Raw genomic sequence first — 24,044 nt, 5'->3', positions numbered from 1 at the left:
ATCTAACTCAGCAAGGTCACGCCCCGCATCCCGCCAATGCGCTCCAAATCCGCCACGTAACGCGCGTCCAACAGAGCCCGTTCGGCCTCCGTGAATTCGACGTTCATCGAACTGTTTTCACCAGACTCCGCGCCGAGCGTGGCCTGCGCCGCCTCAAGCATCGCATCATCAGGGCTCGCATTCTCCAGCCGGGATGGCTCTTCGAGCGCAAGCTCTGCTGCCTCAGGCACCAGATGCCTCAGCAACTCCCGACTCTCGCCCCGCCGCGCATAGTCCAGCACCGTGATTTCGGCCAAAGGGAAGCCGTCGCGCAGCGCGGTCACCACTTCGGGCCACCCCGTCGCCATCGAAAGAATACCGGGCTTCATTTCGTCGAAGGACGAAACCTTGCGACTGCTCGCCCGCAGCCGGTAGGCGGATGCGAAAAACCCATCGTAGCGACGCAGGACAAAGAGCACACGCGTCACCGGTGCAGGCAACGCCCGCGCGACGAACCGCGCCCGCTCGCGCGCCATCGGAAAGAACCGCTCTTGCCCGAAACCGCTCATCTTTCCGGCGATATTCTCCTCCGACAGGATCAACCCCTTCGGCCCCGGCGCGAACCCGGAGAGATGCCGCTGCGCGCGTGTGAACAGGTCGAGCACCCGGCGCGGATCGTGGCGCGGATCGGGCATCTTGAGCCGCAATCGAGCGCCCTCAAACCCCTCGCGAAAGGGGTACGCCAGGCGATATCCGCCCTCCTCCAGCCGGTGCCGGTTCAGCGCAAGACAGGCCTGAAAGCTTGTGGTTCCGGTCCGGTGTGCGCCCGCGTGAAGAAAAATTTCCGGCATCGCGCCCTCCGTGTTTCGTGGCCAGCACCGCCCCGCTTGGGACGGACGCTACGCCATTGCCGCCGCGAGTGAAACCTGCGAGGAAGCGGGCAGCGCGCAACCATCGGTCGCCCCTCCAATTCGCGACCCACGTGGCAGGAGAGTGTCATGGCTTCGAAAAAAATCATCATCGACACCGACCCCGGACAGGATGACGCGGTCGCCATCCTTCTGGCCCTGGCCAGCCCCGAAGAGCTGGAGGTGCTGGGGATCACGGCCGTCGCCGGCAACGTTCCGCTGTCGCTCACCGAACGCAACGCGCGGATCATCTGCGAGCTGGCCGGCCGGCCTGACATCAAGGTCTTTGCGGGCTGTGACGCGCCGATCGCGCGCAAGCTTGTCACGGCCGAACATGTACACGGTAAGACCGGTCTCGACGGGCCCGAACTGCCGGCTCCGACCATGCCGCTGCAGGAGCAAAACGCGATCGACTTCATCATCGATACGCTGCGCCGGGAGCCGCCCGGCTCGGTCACGATCTGTGCACTTGGTCCGCTCACCAATCTTGCCACCGCGCTGCAGCGCGCACCGGATCTGGCCGAGCGCGTCGCCGAAATCGTCCTGATGGGTGGGGCCTATTTCGAGGTGGGCAACATCACCCCAACCGCCGAATTCAACATTTATGTCGATCCGGAAGCTGCTGATATCGTTTTTAGTTCCGGCATTCCGCTGACCGTCATGCCACTCGACGTGACCCACAAGGCGCTGGTGACCAAGGCGCGGAACGATGCCTTCCGCGCGCTGGGCTCGCCGGTGGGGCTGGCGGTCGCGGACATGACCGAATTCTTCGAGCGCTTCGACAAGGAAAAATACGGCTCGCTCGGCGCGCCGCTGCATGATCCCTGCGTGACGGCCTACCTCATCCGCCCGGAGCTTTTTGAAGGCCGGCACATCAATGTTGAGATCGAAACCCAAAGCGAGCTGACCAAGGGAATGACCGTGGCCGATTGGTGGGGGGTGACGGATCGCGCGCCCAATGCGAATTTTGTTGGCAATCTCGATGCCCAGGGATTCTTCGATCTGCTGACCGAACGGCTGGCGCGGTTTTGAGCCGGCTGTTGCATCTCGCCACTGCTGAGGACCTACCGAAGCTCGTGCCCATGGTCAGTGCCATGCATGACGAGGTCGGCATCGCGTCGGATCCCGCGCATCGGCAAGCCGCTTTGGAGCCGCTCCTGAACGGCAGCCCCCATGGCGCGATCTGGCTCATCGGCCCGCGCCGCGCGCCCGTGGGGTACATCGTTGTAAGCTTCGGCTGGTCCATCGAATTTGGCGGGCTCGACGGGATCATCGATGAACTGTTCATACGGCGCGCCGTCCGGCGGCGGGGTATGGCGAGCGATGCGCTTGCCGCTCTCACCCAGGCCCTCACCGGATCCGGGCTCACGGCGTTGCATCTCGAAGTCGACTTGACCGACGCTACTGCGTCGCGGCTCTACACGCGCGCAGGGTTTCGCCCGCGTGACGGATACGCCCTCATGTCGCGGCCTCTCTGACTGAACCGGTTTGCCGTGGGGCGCCCGAGCGCTTAGATACAGCGCATGACCCTTCATATCCCCTTCGACAACAGCTTCGCCGATCTGCCGGATGCTTTCTATGCCAGGCAGTCGCCCCAGCCCGTCTCCGCCCCCGCCTTGCTGGCCTACAATTCGGCCCTCGGCGAACAGTTGGGTATCGAACGAAGCGAGGGAGACGCTTCGCTCATGGCCGAACTGTTCGCTGGCAATCGAACTCCCGACGGCGCCGATCCTCTGGCGCAAGTCTATGCGGGCCATCAGTTCGGAAACTTTTCACCGCGCCTCGGCGACGGGCGCGCCGTGCTGCTCGGAGAGGTTGTGGATCGCCGGGGCGAGCGGGTCGACATTCAGCTCAAGGGCTCTGGACAGACGCCATTTTCGCGGATGGGCGATGGCCGCGCCTGGTTGGGCCCGGTCCTGCGCGAGTATATCGTGAGCGAGGCGATGCACGCCTTGGGGATCCCGACCACCCGCGCGCTCGCGGCGGTCTCCACTGGGGATCTGGTCTATCGCGAACAGGGCCCTCTGCCCGGCGCGGTGCTGACGCGCGTGGCCAAAAGCCATCTCCGCATCGGCACGTTCCAGTATTTCGCGGCGCGACAGGACGTCGACAACCTCCGCCGCTTGACCGACTACGCGATTTCGCGCCACGCACCAGAGGCACAAAGCCCGCGCGATCTGCTCGCCGCGGTCATCGCCGAACAGGCCAAACTGATCGCGCAATGGATGGGCGTCGGCTTCATTCACGGCGTAATGAACACCGACAATACCAGCATTTCGGGCGAGACCATCGATTACGGCCCTTGCGCTTTCATGGATGATTTTCATCCTGCGCGGGTCTATTCCTCGATCGACCGCCAGGGCCGCTACGCCTACCAGAACCAGCCCGATATCATCGTGTGGAACATCGCCCAACTCGCCAGCGCCCTGCTCGCGCTCGAACCGGATCAGGACGGCGCGGTGCGCGCCTATACCGAGACGGTTCACGCGATGCCGGGGCTCATCCGCGAGGCCTGGGCCGATGTCTTCGCGGCCAAGCTCGGGATCACGCACCGGCGCGACGAGGATGCCGGGCTGGCGAGCGAGTGGATCACGCTCATGGCCAATCAGGGCGCAGATTTCACCAATGCCTTCCGCGCCTTGGAGGGCGATCGCGTTGATACGAGCTTCGGTGATGAAGCGCCGCTTCAGGACTGGCTGGCGCGTTGGCGTGGCCGGATCGCGGGTGAGCCCGATCCGGCGGCCCTGATGCGGCGCAGCAATCCCGCAATCATTCCGCGCAACCATCGGATCGAGGCGATGATCGCGGCGGCGGTGGGCGGCGACATGGGCCCGTTCGAAACCCTGCGCGCGGCGCTTGCCTCGCCCTTCGAGCCCCCGGCCGATCCGGGTCTGACGGCGCCGCCCCGCCCCGAAGAAGAAGTCCACGCCACCTTTTGCGGCACCTGACGCCGCGCAAAGCGCCGCGACGATATGTGTGGCCCTGTCGCGTGGATGGCGTCTCGCCTCGCCCGGACCGATGCGCTAGACCTGCGAAGGTCGCTCCCCGCCCGGGGTATGTCGAAAACGGACCCGCTTGCGCCGGGCCGGGCGGCATAGGAAGAGAGAACGGCGCGGCTTGAGGAATGCGACTATGCCCGAGGTAACCATCGTCTACTGGCGCGATATCCCCGCCCAGATTATCGTCGGCAAGGGGCGGCGCGGGAGCAAACGCCCGCTGGCCGAACGGTTCGAACAGGCGATCGACCGCGCCGCGATGAAGGCCGGCGCGCGCGACACCGATGCCTATCTCGCCGATTGGCGCAAGGCGGCGCCCTACCCGGTCGAAGGTGCGGCGGATGAGGTGGCCGATGCGGAGGCCGCCCGCATCGAGGCGGAATTCGATGACGCGCGGCTCAAAGCTTTGATCGACAACGACGGATGGGCGTGAATTTCATGGCATTGATACACCGGTTCAGGTCCGTGCTCAGCGGCGAAGAGACGCCGCGCGACGGATCGCTTCGCCCCGACATTTCGTCGTTCGTCGAAGGGTTTTCCATCGAAACCATGCCGCGTACGGCGCAGAAGATCGCGGATTTTTCAGCCATCCTGCCGGCAGGCACGCGCGTTTACATCGCGCATATCGACGGCACCCCGATCGAGGACATGGTCGCGACGGCGGCGCGGCTCCGGCGTGAGGGCTTCAACCCCATGCCGCATTTCCCCGCCCGGATCATCCGCGACCGCGCGACGCTGGACGACTGGATCGCGCGCTATCAGGGCGAGGCCGCTGTGGATCAGGCCCTGTTGCTCGGCGGCGGGGTCACCACGCCGCATGGCGACTTTGACAGTGCGATCCAGCTGTTGGAGAGCGATGCCTTTGGCGAGGCCGGATTTCGGCGCCTTCACGTCGCGGGCCACCCGGAAGGCAACCGCGACATTGATCCGGATGGGGGATCAAGAAACGTCGATAGCGCGCTGAAATGGAAGTCGAACTTCGCGAAGCACAGCGACGCGCAGATGGCGATCGTCACGCAGTTCACCTTCGATCCGGAGCCGGTCATCGCCTGGGCGAACGGGATCAAGGCCGCCGGTGTGGACCTGCCTGTCCATATCGGGATCGCCGGGCCCGCCAAGCTTCAGACCCTGATCCGCTTCGCGGTCGCCTGCGGCGTCGGGCCCTCTCTCAAGGTCTTGCAGAAACGCGCGACCGACGTGACAAACCTGTTGCTGCCCTACGAGCCGACGGATCTCGTCGCCGCATTGGCCGCGCACAAGGCCGCCGACCCTTCGTTCAACATCGAACAGTTACATCTCTTCCCCCTGGGCGGCATCGCCGCGAGCGCGGGCTGGGCGCGCGCGCAATTGAAGGATGTGGCCCATGGCTGATGCGGCAGCGCTACTCTTCGATCTTGATGGAACAATGCTCGACACCGACCCGATTCACATGGCGGTCTTCACCGACATGATGAAGGGCTACGGGCTTGAGGTGGACGAGGCATTTTACATGACCCATGTCCACGGGCGGCTAAATGCCGACTTCTTCGCCGAGTTCCTGCCCGATGAGCCGGATCACGAGCACCTGTCGCAGGCGAAGGAAGCCGAATTCCGGCGGCGGCTCCCGTCCCCCTACCCGGCGATAAAAGGTCTGCCCGCCTTCCTTGCAACCCGCAGCGCGGAGGGCTGGCCGATGGCGGTTGTCACCAATGCCATGCGCGCCAATGCCGAAGCGATGCTGGCTGCAATCGGGGAGCGCGCGCGGTTTGACACAGTGGTTATCGGCGAAGAGTGCCCCCGCCCGAAGCCGCACCCCGATCCCTATCGGATCGCCGCCGAGGCCCTTGGCGTCGCACCAGAGCGGGCGATCGCCTTCGAAGACAGCCCCTCGGGCCTGCGCTCGGCGAAGACGGCGGGTTGCCTTGTCATCGGTATTGCGTCATCGCTCTCGCCGGCGGCCCTGCGCGATGCGGGCGCGGACCACGCAATCGCCGACTACACCGATCCGGCTTTGCCCGGAATTCTGCAAAGTTTCAAAGGAGTGACCGCATGACACGCACTGTCGTGGAATCCCAAAGCAAGACCGCCGTGATCGGCTTTGACGAGCCGTTTTGCGTCATCGGGGAGCGGATCAACCCCACCGGGCGCAAGAAACTCGCCGCGGAACTTGAGGCCGGGGATTATTCCACCGTGGAGCGCGACGCGGTGGCGCAGGTCGCGGCGGGGGCCAACATTCTCGATGTGAATGCGGGCGTGGTCTACAACTCCAATCCCAACCCCAATGAAACCGAGCCGCCGCTGATGCGGGCGCTCATCGAGCTGGTGCAGGGACTGGTGGATGTGCCGCTCTGCATCGACAGCTCTGTGCCCGCGGCGCTCGAAGCCGGGCTGGAGGCGGCCAAGGGACGGCCGATGGTGAATTCGGTGACGGGGGAAGAGGAGCGGATGGAGTTCGTCCTGCCTCTCGTCAAGAAATACAATGTGCCGGTGGTGGCGATTTCGAATGACGACACGGGCATTTCGGAGGATCCGGAGGTGCGGTTCGAGGTTGCGCGGCGGATCGTGGAGCGGGCGGCGGATCATGGCATCCCGGCCCATGACATCATTGTCGATCCGCTGGTCATGCCGATCGGGGCAATGGCGACGGCGGGCAAACAGGTGTTCGCGCTGGTGCGCAAGCTGCGCGAGGAGCTGGGGGTCAACACGACTTGCGGCGCGTCCAACATATCCTTTGGCTTGCCCAACCGGCACGGTATCAACAACGCCTTCCTGCCGATGGCGATGACCGCGGGGATGACCTCGGCCATCATGAACCCCTGCGCCCTTCCGGTTTCGGCCAAACGGATCGCGGAGAAGCGGGGTGAGGTCGAGGCGTCGGGTGTGGTCCTTCCCGAGGGGATGGATGACGAGACGTTCTGTGCGCTGTTCGGTCTCGGCTCGACCAAGTATCGGGCGGGCAAGGAGATGGAAGCGATCCGGGCGGCCAACCTGTTGATGGATTCCGACCCGCACGGCGGGGCGTGGATCCGGTTCAACAAGCCGGCTGGAGACGCGCCCGAGGGTGGGCGCCGGTCGGGTGGTCGCCGGCGGCGTCGAGGGTAGGTCCGGGCAGCGGGTTGGGGGCTCTGCCCCCGCCTGCCTTGCAGGCTCCCCCGGAGTATTTCTCAAGAGAAGAAGCGGGTGGACGGTTCGATATCGGTCAAACTGTTTGACCCTTGCCGACAGTTTGATGCCTGGCGAACAATCACGGCCGGGTCACGGGGCCGCTTACGATCTTTTTCAAAGTATTGCATAAGTCGCGGGCAGTGATTCATTTGCGAGGACGAGCCCATGCATGACATCCGCACTCTGCGCGAGGCCCCCGAGGCCTTTGACGCCGCGCTGGCACGGCGAGGAGAGTCCCCTGTTTCGGCGGATCTTCTGGCGCTGGATGAGGCGCGGCGGGCGAAGATCCACGCCGCAGAGACCGCGCAGGCCGATCAGAACCGGGCCTCCAAGGACATTGGCAAGGCCAAGGCGTCGGGAGACGAGGCGGAATTCGAGCGGCTTCGGGCGCTGGTGTCGGAGAAGAAGGCCGAGGTTGCGCGGATGCAGGCCGAGGCGAAGGATCTCGATGCGCAGTTGCAGGACGCTTTGATGCGGATCGCCAATCTGCCTGCCGAGGATGTGCCCGATGGGGCCGATGAGGCGGATAATGTCGAGATCAACCGCTGGGGGACGCCGCGGTCTTTCAACTTTGCGCCGAAAGAGCATTATGAGCTCGCGGGCGTGGCATCGGGAATGGATTTCGAGACGGCCGCCAAGCTCTCCGGCAGCCGGTTCGTCCTGATGTCGGGCGCGGTGGCGCGGCTGCACCGGGCGCTGGCGCAGTTCATGCTCGACCGGCATGTGAACGAGAACGGGCTGACCGAGGTCAACACGCCTGTGCTCGTGCGCGAGGAGGCGATGCTCGGGACCGGGCAGTTGCCGAAATTCGCCGAGGACAGCTATCAAACGCAGGAAGGCATGTGGCTCATTCCCACGTCCGAAGTGACGCTGACCAATATCGTGGCGGGTCATGTGATCGAGGAGGCCTATCTGCCGCGGCGCTACACCAGCCATACGCTGTGCTTCCGGTCGGAAGCGGGGAGCGCGGGGCGGGATACGGCGGGGATGCTGCGCCAGCATCAGTTCGAGAAAGTCGAGATGGTCTCGATCACGCGGCCGGAGGAATCGGATGCGGAGCAAAAGCGGATGCTGCGCTGCGCCGAGGGGATTCTGGAGGCGCTGGAAATCCCGTATCGGACCGTGATCCTCTGTGCTGGCGACATGGGATTTGGCGCGCGGCGGACCTATGACATCGAAGCCTGGCTCCCCGGTCAGGACGCTTATCGCGAGATTTCCAGCGTTTCGACCACCGGCGATTTTCAGGCCCGGCGGATGAACGCGCGCTACAAGCCCGGCGACGGGGGCAAGCCGCGGTTTGTTCATACGCTCAACGGCTCGGGGCTTGCGGTCGGGCGCTGTCTGATTGCGGTTCTGGAAAATGGCCAGCAGGAAGACGGATCGGTGATCCTGCCCTCCGCGCTCTCGCCCTATGTCGGGGGCAAATCGGCGATTTCGGCCGAGGGCGCGTTGATATGAGCGCCGGATCGGACAAGGTCTTGCCGGCGCTGGTGCTTGGGGCGGCGGTGCTCTTCATGCTTTCGCCGCTTCTGGTGCCGGGTTTCGGCGGGTTCGAGCCCGATCAATTCCCCTACCCGCAGATCGATCCGCCCGTGCAGCCCGCCGGCTATGCCTTTGCGATCTGGGGGCTGCTCTATGTCTGGCTCGTCGCGGGAGCGGCTTACGGGCTTTGGCGGCGCGCGCGCGATGCGGCCTGGGGCGCGATGCGGCTACCCCTGCTCGTCTCGCTTGGCGTCGGGATGACGTGGCTGCCGGTGGCGAAGCTCTCGCCGATTGCGGCCACGATCCTGATCTGGGTCATGCTCATCGCGGCGCTTGCCGCCCTTGCCCGCGCGCCCTCGGGTGGCGGGGCGGACCGTTGGCTCGGGCGCGCGCCGGTGGCGCTTTACGCAGGCTGGCTCACGGCGGCGGCCTGTGTCGCGCTCGGTGTCACGGCGGCGGGCTACCACCTGCTCTGGCAGGGGCCGGTCGTCTGGGCGGTGCCGTCGCTCTTGCTGGCCGTGGGCATCGCGGGCGGTGTGCTGTCAGTCTGGAAGGCCACGCCGTTCTACGGGCTGAGCGTGATCTGGGCGCTTGTCGCCGTGGTGGTCGCGAATGTCGGCGGTGGCTCGCTGCTCATCGGCGGGATCGCTCTGGTAGCGACCCTCGCGCTCATCGTCATGACTTTGCGCAATATCTCGGACTGGTCGTGACTCAAGGCCTGCCGCGCCTTTCGCGCGCGGGCTAGTCGGCAAAGACCTCCAACTCCGGCAGCCCGGTCAGGGGCGCGCCGAGAAGCCGCATCGCCGCGAGCGAAATCCGGCTCCCGCTCGCCGCGCCGCCTGCGGGGCGCAGCTCGACAGCCACGCTTTTGCCCGTGGCGGGATCGCGGACGCGACCGGACCGCACCGCATCGACGAGCGGCGTTTCCATCCAGAACCCCGGATCGGTGGGATTCCCAAGGCTGGTGATCGTGCGCCCGAGTGGCGCGTCGGCCGGCTGCGCGGTGGTGGCCTGGGCCGCGGCGCGATCTTCGGCGGTGGTCGTGTCGAACTCCTCGGCGGTGCGGGCCGTGGCCGGGGGCGCCGGAGTGGCCGGAGCGGCCTGAGCCGCAGGGTCTGCCTCGGCGCCGGGAAGGCCGCCCGTTGGGGGCATCTGGGCACAACCGGCAAGGCCAAGGCCGGCCAACCCGAGGCAAAGAACCATCGGGCGCAACGGAGAAACGGGGGCAACAAGCCGAACGGGATCACGCATGACCGCACCCTAGGATCAGCGCCTGCCAAGCTCAATCCGATTGCGCCCCTTGCTGCCTGCGGCGATCCGGCCTAACCTCGTGCCACAATGACCACGCCCCTTATCGACCCCTTCGCCAGAGCGATCACCTACCTGCGCGTCTCTGTGACCGATCGGTGTGATTTCCGCTGTGTTTACTGCATGTCGGAAAACATGACCTTCCTTCCCAAGAAGGAGCTTCTGACGCTCGAAGAGCTCGACCGGATGTGTTCGACCTTCGTCAAACTGGGGGTCGAGAAGCTGCGGATCACCGGCGGAGAACCGCTGGTACGGCGCGGGATCATGACGTTTTTCAACGCGATGGGCCGGCATCTGGAGAGCGGCGCGCTCAAGGAGCTGACGCTGACGACCAACGGCTCGCAGCTCGCCCGCTTCGCGGATGATCTTTATGCCGCCGGGGTGCGCCGGGTGAATCTGTCGCTCGACACGCTCGACGAGGCCAAGTTCGCCGAGGTGACCCGCTGGGGCCGGTTGCCACAGGTGATGAAGGGCATCGATGCCGCGCAGCGCGCGGGCCTGCGGATCAAGATCAACGCCGTGGCGCTCAAGGGGTTCAACGAGGACGAGCTCTTCGAGATGACCGAGTGGTGCGCCGCGCGCGACATGGACCTCACATGGATCGAGGTCATGCCGATGGGCGATATCGGCAACGAGAGCCGGATCGGGCAATACTGGTCGCTCAAGGACCTGCGCCAGAGCCTCGCGGAGCGCTACACGCTCACCGATCTCGCCGAGCGGACGGGCGGCCCCGCGCGCTATGTGCGGCTCGAGGAAACCGGCCAGAAGATCGGCTTCATCACGCCGCTCACGCATAATTTCTGCGAAAGCTGCAATCGCGTGCGGCTGACCTGTACCGGCGAGCTTTTCATGTGTCTCGGCCAGGAGGACGTGGCGGATCTGCGCCCTGCCCTGCGCAACTTCCCGACCATGGACGCGCCGCTCGAAGAGGCGATCCGCGCGGCGATTGCCTTGAAGCCCAAGGGCCATGATTTCGACTATTCGCGCCAAACGGTCGACGGGCGCGTCTCGCGCCACATGAGCCATACTGGCGGCTGAACTGGCGGCTCACCTGTCCGGCTCGCTGCCTCCACCTTGACGCTCTTTTGCATAAAATGCGTCGATTTTACCTCGCATTCAGAATTCTGCCTCTAAGGTCAACAAAACCGCCGAAGTTGGTGGCGTTGTTAACGAGGATGTCCAGTCATGACTCAGGTGATCAATCCGCAATCCAGCCGAAGCATCGGTTCAATGACGGTTTACGTGGGTCAGGGCGAGCAAGCGGTTTGCGACAGTCCCGACACGATCATCACGACAACGCTCGGCTCCTGCGTCTCGGCCTGCTTGTGGGATTCCGCGCGCGGCGCGGGGGGCATGAACCATATCGTCCTGCCTGCCACGGCCCGGCTCGACGGCCGCTCGGCGGCGTTTGGTGTGAACGCCATGGAACTGCTGGTCAACGAATTGCTCAAGCTGGGGGCGCGCAAGAGCGCACTGCGGGCCAAGCTCTTCGGCGGGGCCCAGATGCTGGCGCATAGCTCGGGAATCGGCGCGCGCAATGCGCAGTTCGTACAGGAATTCCTCCAGCGCGAGGGCATCCCCGTCATGGGCGGCGACACCGGCGGGCGCATGGCCCGCGAGATCCGGTTCTGGCCCTCCACCGGCCAGGCGCGTCAGCGCGTATCCAACGCCGCGCTGAAAGAAGACCTGTCGCCGGTCAAGGTCGTGCCCAAGCAGGACGACATCGAATTCTTTTGATCCGCCCCCTCGGCCCGCGGCTCTAGCGCATCACCAGAACCGGGATCTTGGCATTGTGCACCACCTTGTCGGCGTGTGAGCCCACGAGATAGGTGCGCAGATCGTCGGGCGAATGCGACGCCATGACGATGAGTTCCGCGCCGGTTTTCTTGGCCTGGCGCAAGATCACCTCGGGAACATGGCCGTGCCCGGTATGGGCCTCGATGCGGCCTTCGGCCCCGTGATCCTTGGCAAATTCCAGCAACCGGCGCTGCATCTTGGAAAGCGCCTCGCGCTCATAGCCTTCGGGCAGGAACCCCGCGACAAGCGCGGAGCCCACATCATGCACGATCCCCAGCAGATGGACCGTCCCGCTCTCGCCGGCCAGCCGTTGGGCCATGGGCAGAGCCTTGGCCCAGCTTTGCTCTTCTTCGAGATCGATCGGCAACAGGATCTTGTTGAACATTCCCAGTCCCTCCTCAGGCCGCAACCGGTTGCGCGCGGCCGGACCGGCCCCGCTGGAGCATCACCACCAGCGCCAGAAGCGCAAGCGCGGGGATGAACATCCAGTATTTCGACGGCTGCGCCACCGGCACCAGCACCTCCTGGATCGTCTGATCCCAATCGAGCCCCGCCGTCTGGGCGGCACTGCCGAAGCCGACGTTGTCGATCAGGACGCTGTCGGGGTTGACGATGTACTCAAGCCCCGAGGCCAGAAGCCGGTCCTCGCCCGTCGCGCCCTCGCCCACCGGCAGCAGCGCGGTGAAGGTGATGGGATCGCCCACCGAGTTGAGGCCATCGACCGTGAGGCGCAGGTTCTCGCCCGGCTCCACGTCCATGGCCGCCTCGGCAATCGCCGCAGGCTCCACGTTTTCGAACGGGGCCGAAACCATGTCCATCCAGAACCCCGGGCGGAAGAGCGTGAAGGCGATGAGCAGAAGCGCGATGGTCTCGTAGAACCGGTTGCGCGCGAGGAACCAGCCTTGGGTTGCCGCCGCAAAGAGCAGCATCGCCACCGTCGCCACGACGAAGATGAATATCCCCTGGAACCAATTCACCCCGATGAGCAGCAGCTCGGTGTTGAAGATGAAGAGGAACGGCAGGGCCGCGGTGCGCAGGCTGTAGAAGAAGGCCACGGCCCCGGTCCGGATCGGATCGCCCCCAGAGACCGCGGCGGCCGCGAAGGAGGCAAGCCCCACCGGCGGCGTCACATCGGCCATGATCCCGAAGTAGAACACGAAGAGGTGGACCGCGATGAGCGGCACGATGAGCCCGTTCTGCTGGCCGAGGGTGACGATCACCGGGGCGAGCAGCGCCGAGACGACGATGTAGTTCGCCGTGGTGGGCAGGCCCATCCCGAGGATCAGCGACAGGATCGCGGTCAGCACGAGGATCGCCATGATGTTGCCGCCCGAGAGCACCTCGACCACATCCGCGAGCGCCGAGCCGACGCCCGTCTGGGAGACCGCGCCGACGATGATGCCCGCCGTCGCCGTGGCGATGCCGATGCCGATCATGTTGCGCGCGCCCGAGACGAGCCCGTCGATCAGGTCGATAAACCCGGCGCGGAAGGCGGTGCTTGTATCACCGAGGCCGCGCATGACCGCGAGGATCGGGCGTTGGGTCACGAGGATGAAGATCATGAAAGCCGAGGCCCAGAAGGCCGAGAGCCCGGGCGAAAGCCGATCCACCATGAGTGCCCAGACGAGGACGACAACCGGCAGGATGAAGTGCAGGCCCGTGCGGACCACCGGCCCCGGGGGGGACAGTTCGGTGACCGGCGCGTCGGGGTCTTCCATCTCCAGCGGCTCTTCGCGCGAGGCGACCCAGAGCAGCCCCACATAGACCGCCGTCAGGGCGAGGAAGATCACGTAGGGCGCGGCGGAGCCGAAGGCCGGCCGGATCCAACCCATACCGTAGTAGACCGCGAAGGACAGAGCGCAGACCACGATGATCGCGAAGACCGTCCCGACGAGGCGGCGCAGGAGCGGGCCCGGGACGTAGGAGCGCGGCAGGCCCTCAAGCCCGGCTTTCATCGCCTCGAGGTGGACGATGTAGACCAGCGCAATGTAGGAAATCACGGCCGGAACGAAGGCGTGTTTGACCACGTCGAAATAGGGAATGCCCACATATTCGACCATGAGAAAGGCGGCGGCGCCCATCACCGGCGGCATGATCTGGCCGTTGACTGACGAGGCCACCTCGACCGCGCCGGCCTTTTCGGAGGAAAAGCCCACGCGTTTCATCAGCGGAATGGTGAAGGTCCCGGTGGTGACCACGTTGGCGATGGATGAGCCCGAGATGAGCCCGGTCATGGCCGAGGAGACAACCGCCGCCTTGGCCGGCCCGCCGCGCATGTGGCCCATGAGCGAAAAGGCGACCTGAATGAAGTAGTTGCCCGCGCCGGCCTTGTCGAGAAGCGAGCCGAAGAGAACAAACAGGAAGACGAAGGAGGTCGAAACCCCGAGCGCAATGCCGAAGACGCCCTCGGTGGTGATCCACTGGTGGTTCACGACTTCCGAGAGGCTGTTGCCCTTGTGCGCGATGATCCCGGGCATCATCGGCCCGAGGAAGGTATAGGCGAGGAAGACCGTCGCCACGATCATGAGCGCAGGCCCCAATGAGCGGCGCGTGGCCTCCAGCAGGAGCATCAGGCCGATGACCGCCACGACGTAATCCTGCATGATCGGCGCGCCCACCCGCGTGGCGATGCCGTCATAGAAGAAATAGAGGTAGAGCGCGGCGGCGGCCCCGACCACGGCAAGCGCCCATTCCCAGGGCGGGATGCGGTCCTTGGGCGAGCCGAGGAACACCGCGCCAATGAGCAGGATCGCGGGGATCGGGATCCACCAGACGGCAACCCCGTCCTTGGCGCCCACCATGAACAGGATCGCAAGCATGGCCGGAACGCCGATGGCAAGGCCCAGCTGGACCGGGCTGCGCGCCGCGGGATAGGCGGCGAAGGCGAGGAAGAGCGCGAAGGCGAGGTGGATCGAGCGGGCCTCGGTGTCGTTGAAGACCCCGGCGCCGATCATGAAGGGGATCGGCGAGGCGATCCAGAGCTGGAACAGCGACCACACGAGGGCCACAAGAAGAATGAATGTGCCGACCGGGCCTTGCGGCGAACGCCCGCCCGTGTCGGAGGAGGCGACCAGCTCGTCAAGTTCTTCCTGACTGAGCGCGCCGTCTTGCTTTGATGTATCGCTCATGTTCCCGTCCCTGGAGGGTTCGGCGCCGGCAGGACAGTCTCGTCTGAAATGCCGATGTCAGCGCCTGTTGGTTTTACGCTGAAATCACGTCGGGCGTGCCATTTATGCGCAAGGCTTCACCCGGGTGATCCCGCGCGCGGCATGAGGCGCGCGGGATTTTGGTTTGGGCGCGGGCCGCGCTCCGGCATTGACCGGCGCGCGGGGCCCGCGATCCGCAAGGGGCTCAGTTGAGCCAGCCTTGCTCCTTGTAGTATTTCTCGGCGCCCGGGTGCAGCGGGGCGGAGAGACCACCGGAGATCATCTCTTCGGGGGTCAGGTTGGCGAACGCCGGGTGCAGCCCCTTGAAGCGCTCGAAGTTTTCGAACACGGCGCTGACAACGGTGTAGACCACATCGTCAGGCACATCGGCGGAGGTCACGAAGGTGGCCTTGACGCCGAAGGTCTTCACGTCATCCTCGTTGCCGTTGTACATGCCGCCGGGGATGGTGGCATAGGCGTAGTAGGGGTTGTCGTTGACGAGCGCGTCGATCTCGGCGCCCTCCACCGGGATGAGCTTGGAATCGACGGTGGTCGTGGCTTCTTGGATGGACCCGGCCGGGTGGCCGACGGTGTAGATGATCGCATCGACCTTGTTGTCGCCCAGAGCGGCCGATTGCTCTGCGGGCTTGAGCTCGGAGGCGAGTGCGAAGTCGTCAACGCTCCAGCCGAGCGCGTTCATCACGACTTCCATGGTCGCGCGCTGGCCCGAGCCGGGGTTGCCGATGTTGACGCGCTTGCCCTTGAGATCGGCGAAGCTGTCGATCCCGGCATCGGCGCGGGCGATGACGTTGAACGGCTCACCGTGCACGGAGAAGACCGCGCGGAGCCCGTCGAACTGGTTGCCCTCGAACTGGGAGGAGCCGTTGTAGGCGTGGAACTGCCAGTCGGACTGGGCGACGCCCATGTCCATGTCACCGGCCTTGATGGCGTTGATGTTGGCGATGGAGCCGCCGGTGGACGGCGCGGTGCATTTCAGACCGTGATCTGCGGAGCTTCGGTTCACGAGGCGGCAGATCGACTGCCCCACCACGAAGTACACCCCGGTTTGACCCCCGGTTCCGATGGTGATGAAACGTTCCTGCGCCACGACGGTGGTGGCAACGCTCATCGCGGCCGCAAACGCGGCTAGTCCTGCAAGACGCATGAATTTTCTCCCTTTATCTGCGACTGACTTAACTCAAGCCTTTGATTTGTCGCCGCTTGATCCCGCCACGATAGCACGGGATTTACGCCGTGCAATGTCTCAATTGGGGCGCTAACAGGGAGGCCGGAGGGCGCAGCGCCGCGCGGTGGGCGCTCGGATCCGGCCCCGTCAAGCGGCTGGTTTTTAACCACTTATTAACCTTGATCGCAGCCCCGGCGCGCGGATCTGTCCGGCGCAATCAGACGCGCCACGGCGCGGCTCAGCTATAGGTAGTATTGCCTATGACGGCGTCGATGGCGCCGTGCAGCATCGCCACAAGCGCCTCGATCTGCGACTCATCGATGATGAAGGGTGGGGCAAGGAGGACATGGTCGCCGCGCTGCCCGTCGATGGTCCCGGACATCGGATAACAGATGAGCCCGGCCTCGAACGCCGCGGATTTTATCTTCCCTGCGAGGCCCAAAGCCGGATCGAACGGCGCCTTGGTCGCGCGGTCGGCCACAAGCTCGATCCCGCGAAACAGCCCCCGCCCCCGGATATCGCCCACATGCGGATGATCCCCAAAGGCCGCGCGGAGCGCCGCATCGAGCAACGCCCCGCGCGCCTGCACGTTGTGCAGGAGGCCCCTGTCTTCGATCGCGCTCAACACGGCGAGTCCGGCGGCGGCGGCGGCGGGGTGGCCGATGTAGGTGTGGCCGTGTTGGAAAAATCCGCTGCCCCGGGCGATGGTGTCGTAGATCTCGCCCGAGCAGAGCATCGCGCCAATCGGCTGGTAGCCCGCGCCGAGCCCCTTGGCGACGCAGGCGATGTCGGGCGAGATCCCGTCTTGTTCGGAGGCGAAGAGCGTCCCTGTCCGGCCCATGCCGCACATGACCTCGTCGAGGATGAGGAGCACGCCATAGCGGTCGCAAATCTCGCGAATTTTCCGGAAATAGCCCGGTGCGGGCGGGACGGCACCAGCGGTGGCGCCCACGACCGGCTCGGCGATGAAGGCCATCACGGTCTCGGCCCCGAGCCGCAGGATCTCGTCCTCAAGCTCCTGCGCCGCGCGCAGCCCATAGGCCTCGGCGCTCTCGCCCGCCTCCTGCAACCGGTAGGCATAGCAGGGCGCGATGTGGCTCACCTCCACCAGCAGGGGCGCGAATTGCGCGCGGCGCCACTGGTTGCCGCCCGCGGCGAGCGCGCCGAGGGTATTGCCGTGATAGCTTTGGCGCCGGGCGATCAGGTGCCGCCGTTCGGGCGCGCCTGTTTCGACGAAATACTGCCGCGCGAGTTTGATCGCGGATTCCGTGGCCTCGGACCCGCCGGACACGAGGTAGACCCGGTCGAGCCCCGCGGGCGCGGCGGCGATCAGGCGGTCGGCCAGAGCCTCGGCGGGTTCAGACGTGAAAAAGCCGGTATGGGCGAAGGCGACTTTGTCGAGCTGGTCCTTGACCGCCGCGATGACACCTGCGTCGCCGTGACCGAGGCAGGAGACCGCCGCGCCGCCGGAGCCGTCGAGGTAGCGCTTGCCTGTGCTGTCGATGAGATAGCAGCCCTCGCCGCCCACCACGGTGGGGAGCGGCTTGTGGCAATGGCGGGGGAAGACGTGGGACATGGGCACCTGTGCGACTCGGGTGGGGCGGTCGGCCCACCCTAGCCGAGGCGATACGCGGCAGAAAGCGCGATCAGGTGGTCACGTCCGGCCCATCGCGCCCGGTGTGGCGCGTGATCCCGGCGATGGCGTCAGCAGCGGAGATCACCTCGGCGAGTGCCTCCTCGGGGGCGGCATCGAGCCCGTCCGGCCCGGGGGCGTAGGCTTCGAGATAGACCCGCAGCGTTGCGCCTTGGGTGCCGGTGCCAGAGAGGCGGAAGACCACGCGGCTGCCGCCGTCGAATCCGACGCGGATGCCCTGCCCCTCGGAGCGCGACCCATCGACCGGATCGTCATAGGCGAACTCGTCGGCCTCGGCGACGGTGAGCCCGGAAAAACTCTGGCCCGGAAGCGTGGCGAGTTGAGCGCGCAACCCGTCCATCAGCGCATTGGCGCGCGCGCTGTCCACCGCCTCGTAATCGTGGCGCGAGTAGTAGTTGCGCCCGAAGCGCGCCCAGTGATCGGCCATGACTTCGGCCACGGATTTCCGCGTCGCGGCGAGGATCGAGAGCCAGTAGAGCACGGCCCAGAGCCCGTCCTTTTCACGCACGTGGTTCGAGCCGGTCCCGGCGCTTTCCTCGCCGCAGAGCGTCGCCTTGCCCGCATCGAGCAGGTTGCCGAAGAACTTCCAGCCGGTGGGCGTCTCATAGCAGGCGATGCCGAGCGCCTCGGCCACGCGATCGGAGGCGCGCGAGGTGGGCATGGAACGCGCGACGCCAGCGAGCCCGCTGGCATAGGCCGGCACATGGGCGAAATTGGCGGCCAGGACCGCGATGCTGTCAGAGGGCGTGACGTAAGCGCCGCGGCCGACGATCATGTTTCGGTCCCCGTCCCCATCGGAGGCGGCGCCGAAATCGGGGGCTTCGGGGCCCATCATCAGGTCCATCAGCCCCTTGGCCCAGGTCGGGTTCGGGTCGGGATGGCCGCCGCCGAAATCGGGGCTCGGGGTCCCGTTGACCACGGTGCCGGGGGCCGCGCCGAGCGCGCCTTCGAGGATCGCACGCGCATAAGGGCCGGTGATCGCGTGCATCGCGTCGAAGCGCATGGTGAAACCGCTGGCGAATAGCGCGCGCAATGCGTCGAAATCGAAAAGCTCTTCCATCAGCGCCTGATAGTCGCTGACCGGATGAACCACCTCGACGTCCATGCCGCCGAGCGCGTGCGTGCCGAGGGTGGAGAGGTCCACGTCCTGCGCCTCGAGGATCTTGTAGCTCTCGATCGTCCTGGTCGCCTCGAAGATCCGCCCGGTGACATCCTCCGGCGCGGGCCCGCCGTTGGGCGTGTTGAACTTGATGCCGAAATCGCCATTGGGCCCGCCGGGATTGTGCGAGGCCGAAAGGATGATGCCGCCGTCGGTCTGGCGCTTGCGGATAAGGTTGGAGGCCGCGGGCGTCGACAAAAGCGCCCCCTGCCCCACGATCACGCGCGCAGCCCCCTGCGCCGCGGCCATGCGCATCACCACCTGCGAGGCGCGGTCGTTGAAATAGCGCCCGTCGCCGCCGAGCACGAGCGTCTTGCCCTCGACGCCGCCGATCGCGGTGAAGATCGACTGGACGAAATTCTCAAGGTAATGCGGCTGCTGGAACACCATCGTCTGTTTGCGCAGGCCCGAGGTGCCCGGTTTCTGTCCCTCGATCGGGGCGGTGGTCACGGTGGTGATCTGCGTCATCAAAGCATCCTCGCGTTAAAGTTTTTGCAATTCAAAGACTTGCACGGCCTCACCCGCCACCTCGCATGGGGTGCGGACAGTGCTGGCGTCCCTGTCGTGGACGTCTGTGTCGGGGGCGGCGGTGTCGAAAAGGTGCACCCAGCCCATGCCCTCGGGCACCTTGGGCAGCGTGATCTCGAGCGCGGGGCCGGCGTTGAACACAAGGAAGATCGCGTCTTCCCGGGCCCCGTAGTGGGGCGTGCCGGAGGCGGTGCGCATCTCGGCGCAAAGCGTGCGCAGGGCCGGATCCTGCCAATCCTCGACCCGCATGGGCGTGCCATCCGCGCGCCACCAGAAGAGATCCTCGATCCCGTCGATGACCCGTTCCTTGGCATGCAAAAAGTGCTTCTGGCGCAGGATCGGGTGCTCACGGCGCAGGGTGATGAGCTTGCGCACCAGCTTGCGGAACTCCCAGTCCGCGCCGCGCGGGTTGATCCAGGTGAGCTCATTGTCCTGGCAATAGGCGTTGTTGTTGCCCTTCTGGCTGTGGCCGAGCTCGTCGCCCGCCAAGAGGAACGGCGTGCCCTGCGAGAGCAAGAGCGTGGCCATCAGGTTGCGCCGTCTTTGCAGCCGTTTGGCGAGGATCTCGGCGTCGTCGGTGGGGCCTTCCACGCCGAGATTGTCGGTGTAGTTGGCGTCATGCCCGTCGCGGTTGTTCTCGCCGTTGGCTTCGTTGTGCTTCTCGTTGTAGGAGACGACATCGGCCAGGGTGAAGCCGTCATGGCTGGTGATCTTGTTGACCGAGGTGGTCGCGGGGCGGCCCGAATGGTCGAACTTGCCCGCCGTGCCGGTCAGGTGATCGGCCAGCACCGAGACCATCCCGTCATCGCCGCGCCAGAAGCGGCGGACCCCGTCGCGGAAGCGGTCGTTGAGCTCAAGGAAAGGGGGCGGAAAGCTGCCCAGCTGATAGCCGCCGGGGCCGATGTCCCAGGGCTCGGCGATGAGCTTGACGTCGGTCAGGACCGGATCCTGACGGATCGCATCGAAGAAGGCCGCGCCGGGATCGAAGCCCGTGGCCGTGCGCCCCAGCGTGGCGCAGAGATCGAAGCGGAACCCGTCGACATGCATCACCTCGACCCAGTAGCGCAGCGAATCCATGATCATCCGGAGCACCATCGGATGCTCGACGTTGAGGGTGTTGCCGGTGCCTGTATCGTTGACGTAGTAGCGCGCGTTGCCGTCGGTCAGGCGGTAGTAACTGGTGTTGTCGAGCCCGCGAAAGGCGAAGGTCGGGCCCATCTGGTCACCCTCGCAGGTGTGGTTGTAAACCACGTCGAGAATGACCTCGATCCCCGCGGAATGCAGCCGCGCGACGGTCTGCTGGAACTCGGCGATCTCGCCTGAGGCGAGGTAACGCGGATCGGGCGCGAAAAAGCCAAGGGTCTGGTAGCCCCAGTAGTTCACCAGCCCCTTCTCCACGAGGAACCGGTCATTGACGAAGGCGTGGACGGGGAGAAGCTGGATCGCGGTGATGCCCAGATCGGTGAGGTAGTCGAGCATCGGGTCGGTCGCGAGGCCGAGAAAGGTGCCTGCGTGCGGCAGGTTGGTGAGCTTGGTCGCGCCTTTGACATGGGCCTCGTAGATCACCGTGTCCGCGATATGCCGGCGGGGCGGTTGATCATGGCCCCAGGAAAAACTCGGATCCTCGACCACAGAGCGCGGCATGAAGGGCGCGCTGTCGCGTTCGCAAAAGGACAGATCGCCATCCGGGTCGCCCACCTTGTAGCCCATGAGCGCATCGTTCCAGACCGGGTGGCCGGTCAGGCGTTTTGCATAAGGATCGATGAGCAACTTGTTGGGATTGAAGCGAAACCCGTCTTCGGGCGCATAGGGGCCAAACGCGCGGTAGCCGTATTTCTGGCCCGGCCGCATACCGGGGATGAACCCGTGCCAGACATCGCCCGTCCGCTCGGGCATGTCGATCCGGTGCATCTCGCGCTTGCCGTCCTCGGAAAACAGGCACAGCTGCATCCGCGTGGCATGTTGGGAAAAAACGGCGAAATTGACGCCATGGCCATCGAACGTGGCCCCTAGAGGACTGGCGCGGCCCTCGAATATCAGCGGCGTCGGTGTCGTCATCAGCTGCGAGCCAGGTCCTGCATGAGAGCGGCATAATGCGCGGCGGATCTGTCCCACCCCACAGGATGGCGCATAGCATTGCGCTGGAGTTTAGCCCAGAGTTTTCGATCCGCGAAGGTGGCGCACATCTGCGCGAGGGCGCGCTCCAGCGCCGGTGTGCTCACCGGGTGAAACTGAAACCCCGTGGCGACGCCCGCAGCAAGCCCCGCCGCCGAGGCCGGGATGACCGTGTCGGCCAGCCCGCCGGTCAGCGCGACCAGCGGCAAGGTGCCAAAGCGCAGCCCGTAAAGCTGGGTAAGCCCGCAGGGCTCGAACCGCGAGGGCACGAGGATCGCATCGGCCCCCGCCATCATCCGCCGCGAGAGCGCCTCGTCATAGCCGATATGGGCGCTCACCCCCTCATGATCGCGCGCCGCCTGAAGATAGGCCGCCTCCAGCCGGGCTTCGCCGCTGCCCAGAAGCGCCAGCTGGCCGCCGCAGTCGAGCAGGGTCGGCAGCGCCTCCAGCAACAGATCAAGCCCCTTCTGGCCGGTGAGCCGCGAGATGACGATGCAGAGCGGCCCGTCGCTCGGCGGCAGGTCGAACTCCTTGCGCAGCGCGGCCTTGTGCTTGGGCTTGCCGCGCAGGTCCTTGTAGGGCGGAGCCCAGATCTGCTCATCGATGCCGTTGAGGATGCCGACGAGATCGCCCGCCCGGTCGCGCAGCACGCCATCCAGCCCGGTGCCGTAGTCCGGCGTCAGCAGCTCCACCGCGTAGGTCGGGCTCACGGTGCTGATCTTGTCGGCATAGACGAGCCCCGCCTTGAGCGCGCTGATCTTGCCGTAATATTCATAGCCGTCCGGGTGAAAGCCCCAATCGGGCAGGCGCAGCGCGCCGCGCATCTCGGCCGGGGCGAGCCCCTGAAAGGCGATGTTGTGGATGGTGATGAGCGAGCCGACCCGGCCGGAAAGCCCGCGGTCCTGCAGGTAGAGCGGCGTGAGCGCGGCCTGCCAGTCATGGCAATGGACCACCTGCGGAATAAAACCGCCCGCCCCGCCCTCGGCGATATCCGCCGCGACCCAGGAGAGCGCCGCGAAGCGCTGCGGGTTGTCGGGCCAGTCATTGCCATCGGGGCCGAGATAGATCGCGCCGGGCCGGTCGTAGAGATGCGGCGCGTCGAGCACGAGGAGCGTCTCATCGCCGAGCGCGCCCCGCAGCAGCCGCGCCGGCCCGCCGAAGAGATCGGGAAACTCGCGCAGGACAGGACCCCCGCCCTGCGCCGCCATCACCGCCGGGTAGCCGGGCACCAGCGTCGCCACCTCGACCCCGTGCTGCGCCAGAGCCGCGGGCAGCGCGCCCGCCACATCCGCGAGCCCGCCAGTCTTGACCAGCGGGACACATTCGGACGCAACAGAGAGAACCTTGATCATCGCGCGGCGTTCCAGGCCTCGACCATCGGCGCGGTGATGAGCGTGACGCCCCCCTCGGAGACGCGGAAGAACTTCGCGTCCTCTTCCGGATCCTCGCCGACAACCATGCCCTCGGGGATCTCCACGCCCCGGTCGATCACCACCTTGGTCAGCCGCGCGTGGCGCCCGACGTTGACGTAAGGCAGGACCACCGCCTCTTCGAGCATGGCATAGGAGTTGGTGTGGACCTGGGTGAAGAGGAGCGATTCGCGCACTTCCGTTCCGGAAATCACGCAGCCGCCCGCCACCATCGAAGAGATCGCGCTGCCGCGCCGGTCGGCCTCGTCATGGATGAACTTGGCCGGGGGGACGGCTTCGGAATAGGTCCAGATCGGCCAGTTGCGATCCCACAGGTCGAGCTCGGGGGTGAAATCGGTGAGGTCGAGATTGGCCTTCCAGAAGGCGTCGATCGTGCCCACATCGCGCCAGTAGGAGGTCTTGGCCTTGGGGTGGCGCACGCAGCTCTTGTCGAACCGATGCGCCACGGCGCGCCCGCCCTTGACGATTGAGGGGATGATGTCGTTGCCGAAATCATGGCTGCTGCTGGCATTCGCCGCATCCTCCCGCAGCCGCTCGCGCAGGAAGGTCCATTTGAAGACGTAGATCCCCATCGAGGCGAGCGCCACAGTGGGGTCATCCGGGGTGCCCGGCGGATCGGCGGGCTTTTCGAGGAAGCCGGTGATCCCGTCGTTCTCGTCGACATCCATGACGCCGAAGGCCGTCGCCTCCTCACGCGGGACGGTCAGACAGCCGATGGTCACATCCGCGCCGGTGTCCACGTGCTGGCGCAGCATGACCTCGTAATCCATCTTGTAGATGTGATCGCCGGCGAGGATGAGGATGTATTCGACGCCGTAACTGTCGATGATGTCGATGTTCTGATAGACCGCGTCGGCGGTGCCCTGGTACCAGTTCACCTCGTCGATGCGCTGCGAGGCGGGCAGGATATCGAGGTATTCGTTGCGCTCGGCGCGGAAGAAGGCCCAGCCGCGCTGGCAGTGGCGGATCAGCGAATGGGCCTTGTATTGCGTCGCGATCGCCATTTTCCGGATGCCGGAATTGAGCGCGTTGGAGAGCGCGAAATCGATGATGCGCGTCTTGCCCCCGAAATAGACCGCGGGCTTGGCGCGGTTGTCCGTCAGCTCCTTGAGCCGGCTGCCGCGCCCCCCCGCGAGCACGAAGGCCATCGCGTTATTGGCCAGTCTTTGCGTCGGTAGTCCCATTATCCCACCCCTCCCCGGTGTTCAGGCG

At 65.7% G+C, this 24,044-nt stretch carries 21 protein-coding genes; 11 read left to right on the top strand and 10 right to left on the bottom strand.

Annotated elements, in window-relative coordinates; all coding sequences use genetic code 11:
* Positions 1-2: 2 nt before the first annotated feature.
* The gene (locus tag BM353_RS05765; RefSeq protein ID WP_143104106.1) at positions 3-674 is read right to left on the bottom strand and encodes a hypothetical protein; all 672 of its coding nucleotides are present in this window, start codon (positions 672-674) and stop codon (positions 3-5) included.
* A 303-nt stretch (positions 675-977) separates the two neighbouring features.
* Between BM353_RS05765 and BM353_RS05760 the strand changes: the two genes are divergently transcribed.
* From BM353_RS05760 to BM353_RS05720, 9 genes are all read left to right on the top strand, one after another.
* Positions 978-1,919, top strand: a complete 942-nt coding sequence (locus BM353_RS05760) for a nucleoside hydrolase (protein WP_092077733.1) — start codon at positions 978-980, stop codon at positions 1,917-1,919.
* A gap of 50 nt (positions 1,920-1,969) precedes the next feature.
* On the top strand, positions 1,970-2,365 hold the full coding sequence (locus BM353_RS05755; protein WP_177220458.1) for a GNAT family N-acetyltransferase: 396 nt from the start codon (positions 1,970-1,972) through the stop codon (positions 2,363-2,365).
* 45 nt (positions 2,366-2,410) lie between these two features.
* On the top strand, positions 2,411-3,835 hold the full coding sequence (locus BM353_RS05750) for a protein adenylyltransferase SelO (protein ID WP_092077727.1): 1,425 nt from the start codon (positions 2,411-2,413) through the stop codon (positions 3,833-3,835).
* A 184-nt stretch (positions 3,836-4,019) separates the two neighbouring features.
* The gene (locus BM353_RS05745; RefSeq protein WP_092077724.1) at positions 4,020-4,316 is read left to right on the top strand and encodes a virulence factor; all 297 of its coding nucleotides are present in this window, start codon (positions 4,020-4,022) and stop codon (positions 4,314-4,316) included.
* A 5-nt stretch (positions 4,317-4,321) separates the two neighbouring features.
* The gene (locus BM353_RS05740; protein WP_092078462.1) at positions 4,322-5,254 is read left to right on the top strand and encodes a methylenetetrahydrofolate reductase; all 933 of its coding nucleotides are present in this window, start codon (positions 4,322-4,324) and stop codon (positions 5,252-5,254) included.
* Entirely contained in the window at positions 5,247-5,915 is a 669-nt protein-coding gene (locus tag BM353_RS05735; RefSeq protein ID WP_092077721.1) for an HAD family hydrolase, read from the top strand. The genes BM353_RS05740 and BM353_RS05735 overlap by 8 nt, the downstream gene beginning before the upstream one ends.
* Positions 5,912-6,964: a methyltetrahydrofolate cobalamin methyltransferase gene (locus BM353_RS05730; RefSeq protein WP_092077718.1), complete on the top strand. Its 1,053-nt coding sequence runs from the start codon at positions 5,912-5,914 to the stop codon at positions 6,962-6,964. The genes BM353_RS05735 and BM353_RS05730 overlap by 4 nt, the downstream gene beginning before the upstream one ends.
* Before the next feature lie 228 nt (positions 6,965-7,192).
* Positions 7,193-8,485: a serine--tRNA ligase gene (gene serS / locus BM353_RS05725; RefSeq protein WP_092077715.1), complete on the top strand. Its 1,293-nt coding sequence runs from the start codon at positions 7,193-7,195 to the stop codon at positions 8,483-8,485.
* Entirely contained in the window at positions 8,482-9,219 is a 738-nt protein-coding gene (locus tag BM353_RS05720) for a hypothetical protein (RefSeq protein ID WP_092077712.1), read from the top strand. The genes serS and BM353_RS05720 overlap by 4 nt, the downstream gene beginning before the upstream one ends.
* Positions 9,220-9,250: 31 nt before the next feature.
* Here the strand turns inward: BM353_RS05720 and BM353_RS05715 are convergent, their stop codons facing one another.
* Complete coding sequence (locus tag BM353_RS05715) at positions 9,251-9,661, bottom strand: hypothetical protein (protein ID WP_092078459.1); 411 nt, start codon at positions 9,659-9,661, stop codon at positions 9,251-9,253.
* Between the two features lie 186 nt (positions 9,662-9,847).
* On the opposite strand from BM353_RS05715, the gene moaA reads away from it, so the two are divergent.
* A complete protein-coding gene (moaA, locus tag BM353_RS05710) occupies positions 9,848-10,855 on the top strand; it encodes a GTP 3',8-cyclase MoaA (protein ID WP_092077709.1) in 1,008 nt (335 codons plus the stop codon).
* Between the two features lie 147 nt (positions 10,856-11,002).
* Complete coding sequence (locus BM353_RS05705; protein WP_092077706.1) at positions 11,003-11,554, top strand: chemotaxis protein CheD; 552 nt, start codon at positions 11,003-11,005, stop codon at positions 11,552-11,554.
* A gap of 22 nt (positions 11,555-11,576) precedes the next feature.
* Here the strand turns inward: BM353_RS05705 and BM353_RS05700 are convergent, their stop codons facing one another.
* From BM353_RS05700 to glgC, 8 genes are all read right to left on the bottom strand, one after another.
* On the bottom strand, positions 11,577-11,999 hold the full coding sequence (locus BM353_RS05700; protein WP_092077703.1) for a universal stress protein: 423 nt from the start codon (positions 11,997-11,999) through the stop codon (positions 11,577-11,579).
* Between the two features lie 13 nt (positions 12,000-12,012).
* Entirely contained in the window at positions 12,013-14,742 is a 2,730-nt protein-coding gene (locus BM353_RS05695; protein WP_092077700.1) for a TRAP transporter permease, read from the bottom strand.
* A 223-nt stretch (positions 14,743-14,965) separates the two neighbouring features.
* Complete coding sequence (locus BM353_RS05690) at positions 14,966-15,925, bottom strand: TAXI family TRAP transporter solute-binding subunit (RefSeq protein WP_092077697.1); 960 nt, start codon at positions 15,923-15,925, stop codon at positions 14,966-14,968.
* 259 nt (positions 15,926-16,184) lie between these two features.
* The gene (locus BM353_RS05685) at positions 16,185-17,522 is read right to left on the bottom strand and encodes an aspartate aminotransferase family protein (protein ID WP_092077694.1); all 1,338 of its coding nucleotides are present in this window, start codon (positions 17,520-17,522) and stop codon (positions 16,185-16,187) included.
* Between the two features lie 70 nt (positions 17,523-17,592).
* Positions 17,593-19,227: an alpha-D-glucose phosphate-specific phosphoglucomutase gene (locus tag BM353_RS05680; RefSeq protein ID WP_092077691.1), complete on the bottom strand. Its 1,635-nt coding sequence runs from the start codon at positions 19,225-19,227 to the stop codon at positions 17,593-17,595.
* Between the two features lie 15 nt (positions 19,228-19,242).
* Positions 19,243-21,345 (bottom strand): glycogen debranching protein GlgX, encoded by a 2,103-nt coding sequence (glgX, locus tag BM353_RS05675; RefSeq protein ID WP_092077689.1) that lies wholly within the window; start codon positions 21,343-21,345, stop codon positions 19,243-19,245.
* Positions 21,345-22,754, bottom strand: a complete 1,410-nt coding sequence (gene glgA / locus BM353_RS05670; protein ID WP_092077685.1) for a glycogen synthase GlgA — start codon at positions 22,752-22,754, stop codon at positions 21,345-21,347. Before glgA ends, glgX begins: the two co-directional genes overlap by 1 nt.
* Positions 22,751-24,016 (bottom strand): glucose-1-phosphate adenylyltransferase, encoded by a 1,266-nt coding sequence (glgC, locus tag BM353_RS05665; RefSeq protein WP_092077683.1) that lies wholly within the window; start codon positions 24,014-24,016, stop codon positions 22,751-22,753. The genes glgA and glgC overlap by 4 nt, the downstream gene beginning before the upstream one ends.
* Positions 24,017-24,044 lie beyond the last annotated feature (28 nt).

It is taken from the genome of Poseidonocella sedimentorum, from assembly GCF_900116005.1.
GTDB classification, from domain to species: Bacteria; Pseudomonadota; Alphaproteobacteria; order Rhodobacterales; family Rhodobacteraceae; genus Poseidonocella; species Poseidonocella sedimentorum.
This window is presented reverse-complemented; position numbering and strand designations above follow the sequence as displayed.